The 5,879-nt window shown below is 41.3% G+C and carries 5 protein-coding genes; 4 read left to right on the top strand and 1 reads right to left on the bottom strand.

The window, feature by feature from the left end:
* Positions 1 to 245 precede the first annotated feature (245 nt).
* Together FD26_RS10395 and pgmB are read left to right on the top strand one after the other, a co-directional pair.
* The gene (locus FD26_RS10395; protein WP_057868356.1) at positions 246 to 2,963 is read left to right on the top strand and encodes a glycoside hydrolase family 65 protein; all 2,718 of its coding nucleotides are present in this window, start codon (positions 246 to 248) and stop codon (positions 2,961 to 2,963) included.
* Positions 2,964 to 2,981: 18 nt separating this feature from the next.
* Positions 2,982 to 3,653 (top strand): beta-phosphoglucomutase, encoded by a 672-nt coding sequence (pgmB, locus tag FD26_RS10390; RefSeq protein ID WP_039098360.1) that lies wholly within the window; start codon positions 2,982 to 2,984, stop codon positions 3,651 to 3,653.
* Positions 3,654 to 3,772: 119 nt separating this feature from the next.
* Here pgmB and FD26_RS10385 read toward each other — a convergent pair whose 3' ends face one another.
* A complete protein-coding gene (locus FD26_RS10385) occupies positions 3,773 to 4,543 on the bottom strand; it encodes a Cof-type HAD-IIB family hydrolase (RefSeq protein ID WP_057868355.1) in 771 nt (256 codons plus the stop codon).
* Between the two features lie 122 nt (positions 4,544 to 4,665).
* On the opposite strand from FD26_RS10385, the gene FD26_RS10380 reads away from it, so the two are divergent.
* A complete protein-coding gene (locus tag FD26_RS10380) occupies positions 4,666 to 4,917 on the top strand; it encodes an IS3 family transposase (RefSeq protein ID WP_057868354.1) in 252 nt (83 codons plus the stop codon).
* A gap of 5 nt (positions 4,918 to 4,922) precedes the next feature.
* Positions 4,923 to 5,813 (top strand): IS3 family transposase, encoded by an 891-nt coding sequence (locus tag FD26_RS10375; RefSeq protein ID WP_103429363.1) that lies wholly within the window; start codon positions 4,923 to 4,925, stop codon positions 5,811 to 5,813.
* Positions 5,814 to 5,879 lie beyond the last annotated feature (66 nt).

The raw sequence follows: 5,879 nt of genomic DNA, 5'->3' as shown, positions 1-5,879 counted from the left end.
CTTCCACAGCTCAAATAAATCATTAATCGGATAGTTAAAAAACAGCCCAAAACCGCCAGTGTTGATCGCAAGGAAGTCCTGCTTTCAGAAATCAAAGATCTACTCGAAAATCAGCAAAAATGAAAACAGCCGGCTTGCTCAAATTGCTTTCAAACCCCCAATTAATTGCGATTACCGGATATTTGAACTAGAATTAACTTATAGATGATTTTCACAAATGGAAATACTTGAGAAGAGGTTTTGTTATGAGAACGTTTGCGATAAGGGCTCATGATGGGGTCATGGAAATCAATTATTCAGAGAATTCCAATAAGCCCCCTTTTAGGAAGTTTATGATCACCTACAACCCCAAATTTTCAATTGGCGATAATCTTGAGAACATTAAGGCTGCCCTCACTGGGTTGCCAATTGATGCAGCAATTATTGAGAATTCATTGAACTATGAATTCTCTGACACGATCATCGGTATTAATCATCAAAAGATCGATATTGGCCTAGCAATTGCCAACATGATGAATATTCCGGTCGTTAACCTGCATAAGGTTCAAGATGTTGGTTTGGAAAAAGCAGTGGCAGAAAAACAGGAATATTTGAAGTGGCACCTTGATTATTATGGTGAGTACAGCGGCAAGCGTAACTATGGGCAAGAGGCCATGCTGACAATCGGTAACGGCTACTTTGGCCTGCGGGGTGCGTATGTCGAAGCGAACGCCAACCAGGATAATTACCCTGGGATGTACGTTGCTGGTGTCTACAATCAACTCACAACCAAAATTAACGGTCGGGATGTTGTCAACGAAGATCTAGTAAACCTCCCCAATGCTCAATACATCAGTTTTGGGGTGGATCATCAACAACCGTTTGAAATTAAAAAAGAAGATATTCAAGATATTTATCGAAGCCTAAATTTGCGAACCGGTGTTTTAACAACCACCTTGCATATTCAATTATCAACTGGCCACATTTTGCAAGTTCGGGCTACCAAAGTTGCCAATATGACAAATTGGCATCGTTATTCCATCAAGTATGAATTAAAACCAATCAACTTTTCTGGGAGCATTCAACTCTATTCAAAAATTGACGGGACTGTTATTAATGGCAATGTTGAGCGCTATCAGGATTTCGATCAACACCATATCGACGTCATTGGTATGGCTGCCCACGATAACCAGATTTCGTTAACCGGTCAAACCAAGACGTCCCACGTTAACTTTGTGATTAATTCTAAGCTTTCTAGCAAAGATATCGATACCACCAAGTTAATTTCAGCTGAAACTGAAGATAAACAAATCCAGCAAAAATTGGATATCCAAGTAGAACCTGAGAAACCGTATGTATTTGAAAAATGTGTCACAGTATTTACCAGCCAAACTCAGGATGCCAACTTGAAACAACCCGCCCAAAGGGAACTGAACGCTTCTTCGTTCAATGACACCCTCGCCGACAGTCAAAAGTTCTGGAGCAACGTTTGGCAGAATTCAGATATCCAAATTGATAATGATATGACCAGCCAAAAACTGACGCGGGTTAACATCTACCATATGCTTGTGACAAGTGCCGCCTTGGCTTCTGGTCAATTAGATTCCTCAGTCGGCGCTCGTGGCTTGCACGGTGAAGCTTATCGAGGCCACATCTTCTGGGATGTCACCTTTGATCTACCGTTTTATGCTATTCATTACCCAGCAATTGCTAAACAGTGCTTGTTATATCGCTATAATCGAATCGGTGAAGCGCGCAAATACGCCGCCTCGGAAGACAAGCAAGGGGCAATGTATCCTTGGCAGTCAGGGATGTATGGGGATGAACAATCTCAATTTGTTCACTTGAACCCGGTTAGTGGTGAATGGGATCCGGATAACAGTCGCTTGCAACGTCACGTTTCACTGTCAGTTGCCTACGATGTCATTAATTATGTTCATCTAACAGGTGATACCGAATTCATGAAGAACTACGGATTAGAAATGTTATTGTCAATTTGCAAGTTCTGGGCCAGCATGGCAAGCTACGATAAAAAAGATGATCGTTACGATATTCATCACGTCATGGGACCAGATGAATTCCACGAAGAATATCCAAACTCTGATGATCACGGACTCACTAATAATGCTTATACCAATATCATGGTTTCTTGGTTATTTGATAAAGTCGCAGAGCTGATGAGTCATGAAGATCCTAAGATAATCAAATCTGCCAATGAAAAAGCCCAAACAGACAATAGTTTACTCGATCAAATGAGTGATATTGCCCACAAACTTCGTCTCGATATCAACGAAGAAGGCATCATTGGTCAATTTTCCGGTTACTTCAATCTTTCCAAGCTCAACTTTGATTCTTACCGGAAGAAATACGGTGATATATCGCGAATTGATCGACTGTTAAAGGGTGAAGGTAAGTCACCTGATTCCTATCAAGTTGCCAAACAAGCCGACACTTTGATGGCTTATTACGAATTATCATTTGATGAAGTTCAAAACGTCATTACCCGGCTTGGTTACAAGTTGCCCGCCAACTACTTTACCACCAATTTAAGATTTTACCTTGATCGAACGACTCACGGATCCACCCTTTCACGAATTGTTTATTCAGTTCTGGATGAAATGGATGGCAATATGGATCAATCCTGGCAATTGTTCTCAACCGCCTTGTTCTCCGATTACTATGATATCCAAGGTGGGACCACTGCTGAAGGTATTCACCTTGGCGTCATGGGTGCTACGCTTGAAATTGAAACCAAGTGTTACGGCGGGGTTCGGTTTGACACCGACGAGGTTTCCATCAACCCGCACCTTCCAACCACTTGGAGTAAGCTATCATTTAAGCAAACGTATCAAGGCATCACGTACAATTTTGAAATCGGTCATCATAAAATCAATGTGACTGCCGATTCGAGCAGTCACATCAAGGTTGGTGACAAGGGTTATTCATTATCCAAGAACAAGCCAACTGTTATTACTTACAAATAAGATTAGGAGTGAAATACAATGGCAAAGTTTTCAGATATTAAAGGTTTTGTCTTCGATCTCGACGGTGTAATTACGGATACTTCGGTTTTCCACAGCCAAGCTTGGCATCAAGTTGCTGACAAGGTGGGTGCCCCATGGTCCAAAGAACTTGAAGACGGATTAAAGGGAATCAGCCGGATGGATTCTCTTGAAATGATTTTAAAAGCAGGTAATCTACAAGACCACTATACTGACGATCAGAAGGTTGATCTTGCAACGGAAAAAAATACAAACTACTTGAAGTTGGTTGACAAAATGACTCCAGCTAATATTCTTCCGGGGATTAAAGAATTCCTGGATGAAATTAAAGATGGTGGTTATCTGTTATCATTAGCTTCTGCATCAAAAAATGCTCCTACTGTTTTGAAGAAGCTACAATTGACTGATTATTTTCCAAAGATTGTGGATCCAAAAACTTTGAGCAAAGGCAAACCAGATCCAGAAATTTACCTCAAAGGTGCCGAACTGATCAATTTGAAACCAGAACAATGCATTGGAGTCGAAGATGCTGCCGCTGGAGTTGAATCAATTAACGCCGCTGGGGAAACCTCCATTGGAATTGGTGACAAGACAATTTTGAAGGATGCAGATGTGAACTTTACTGATACCAGTGAAATGACCTTGGCTAACATTAAAAAACAGATGGACTAATTCAATCCATTTGGAAAACTGGGACAATTGATGCTTTAATCCCATCATTTAAGGGCTTCATCCTAAAATCCAAAACGAGGATTTCAGGGTGAAGCCCTTAAATGATTGCATGTCGTAAGTTATTTGATTAACCCGTAATGCTTCAGCCCATTCACAATTCCGCCATTCACATTTGAAGTAGTGACGAATGATGCTTTGGCTTTCACATCTGGGTGACCATTACCCATTGCGACTGGGTAATCCACTTCAGCAAACATTTGCAAATCATTCAGCTGATCTCCGAAAGCATAGGACGGAATGTCCCCTAATTGCGCTTTCTTCAAGAGTGCTTGAATGCCGGTTTGCTTCGATACCCCCCACTTCATCGTATCTAAACAGCGAGGATTATTTCTAACCAATGACAATTCACCCTTGAATTCATCCTGATACAGTTTATCTTTATCATAATTAAAAACGTTCAAGAAATTGACTTCATGAGTCTTGTAAAAGTCCGGCTCAACGTGCGGCGTCAATCTTAACAGCCGATAGTTAACTTTAGTTAAGTCATTTTCAGCTGTTAAGGCAAATTCTTCATTGTTATAGAATGAAATCACATCGCCCTGCTTTTTGGCAAATGCTAAAATCTCTTCAATCACCTCATCACTAATTTGCTCAGCCTTTAGCCTTTTCCCTTGATATTGAACGTAACTACCGTTCGCACTGACTAATGAATTGATACCGGTAGCGTCAATCACATATTGAATTTCAAAAATATTTCGGCCAGTTGAAATTACAGGGAGAATATTGTTCTCTCGTAACTGATTAATTGCTGCAATGTTGTCATCAGAAACATTCCTTTGATTATCAAATAGTGTGCCATCTAGATCAAAAAAAACAACCGCTTTATACATTGAATTCCCTCCATTTAACTCGATATCTACATTGTACTACTTGGATGTAAGCTGATTCCTGAGACAACTTTTAAGAGAGGGTATAATGAATAAATCGTCTCTCAAAAGGAAGGAATTTTTACATGCCAACTCGTTACGACAAAGAATTCAAACAAAACATTATCAACCTATATAAGCAAGGCGAATCAGCTGCCCGACTGGCCAGAGGATATGGCATTGGCTATTCAACCGTTCATAAGTGGATCCAGGGCCAGGCCAAAACTCAATCCGGTAAATCGCCAGACGAAATCAAAGCGATGGAAAAGCGACTGGCTTCGCTGTCTGAGGAGAACGCAATCCTAAAAAAAGCCCTGGGCTTCCTTGCGCAGAAGTAACCAATATCTTTGATTACATTCACCAAGAAAGCCATCACCACCAGGTAACCAAGATGTGCCGAATCCTCGGTGTTTCCAGAGCTCAGTATTATCGTTATCGATCCCCCAAACCTTCAAAACGCCGGGCCGAAGATGCGGACTTGAAACAACGGATTCTGCGGATCTTTGCGGAATTTAAGCAGCGATACGGTGTTATGAAGATCCACCATGAATTGAATCTGGAACTTCAACCACTGCAGCTTCGGTGCAGTCCACGACGGATTTCCCGGCTCATGAAGGAACTGGATATCCACTCCGTTACCGTCAATAAGTGGAAAGCGGCTTCGGCTTCCAAAACCAAGGTTGAACAGTGTCCCAACTTGCTTAAGCAGGATTTCTCGACCACTGGTTTAAATCAAAAATGGACCGCTGATATGACCTATATTCAAACGAAGCGTAATGGCTGGTGTTACTTATCAACCATCATGGACCTGCACTCACGACGGATTATCGGCTATTCGTTCTCAAAAAAGATGGATACTGATTTAGTCTTAAAGACCCTTGAAAGCGCGGTTAAAAATCGAACCATTACTGGGGACCTGATTATCCATACGGATTTAGGATCACAGTATACCAGCGATGATTACAATCAACGTTTAACTGAACTACATATCCGCCACTCATACAGCCGTAAGGGTTGTCCGTATGATAATGCGCCAATGGAATCCTTTCACGCTTCCCTCAAAAAGGAATGTGTTTATCCAGTGCCGGTCTTTGAAGATTATGAAACTGCCGCTGCCGTCCTTTTTGAATATGTGCATGCTTTCTACAATAGGAAGAGAATTCATAGTTCACTGGGCTACCAGACCCCCTTACAAGTTGAAATTGCAACACTTACGAGCCAAATGGCCGTCTGATTTAATGCTTTCCAGGGTTCAAATAAGTTATTAATCGCGATTAATGATTTATTTGAGCTGTGGAAG

It is taken from the genome of Companilactobacillus crustorum JCM 15951, from assembly GCF_001434585.1.
In the GTDB taxonomy this organism is placed as follows: domain Bacteria; phylum Bacillota; class Bacilli; order Lactobacillales; family Lactobacillaceae; genus Companilactobacillus; species Companilactobacillus crustorum.
The sequence above is the reverse complement of the archived record's forward strand: the minus strand, read 5'-3'. Positions and strand labels throughout refer to the sequence as shown.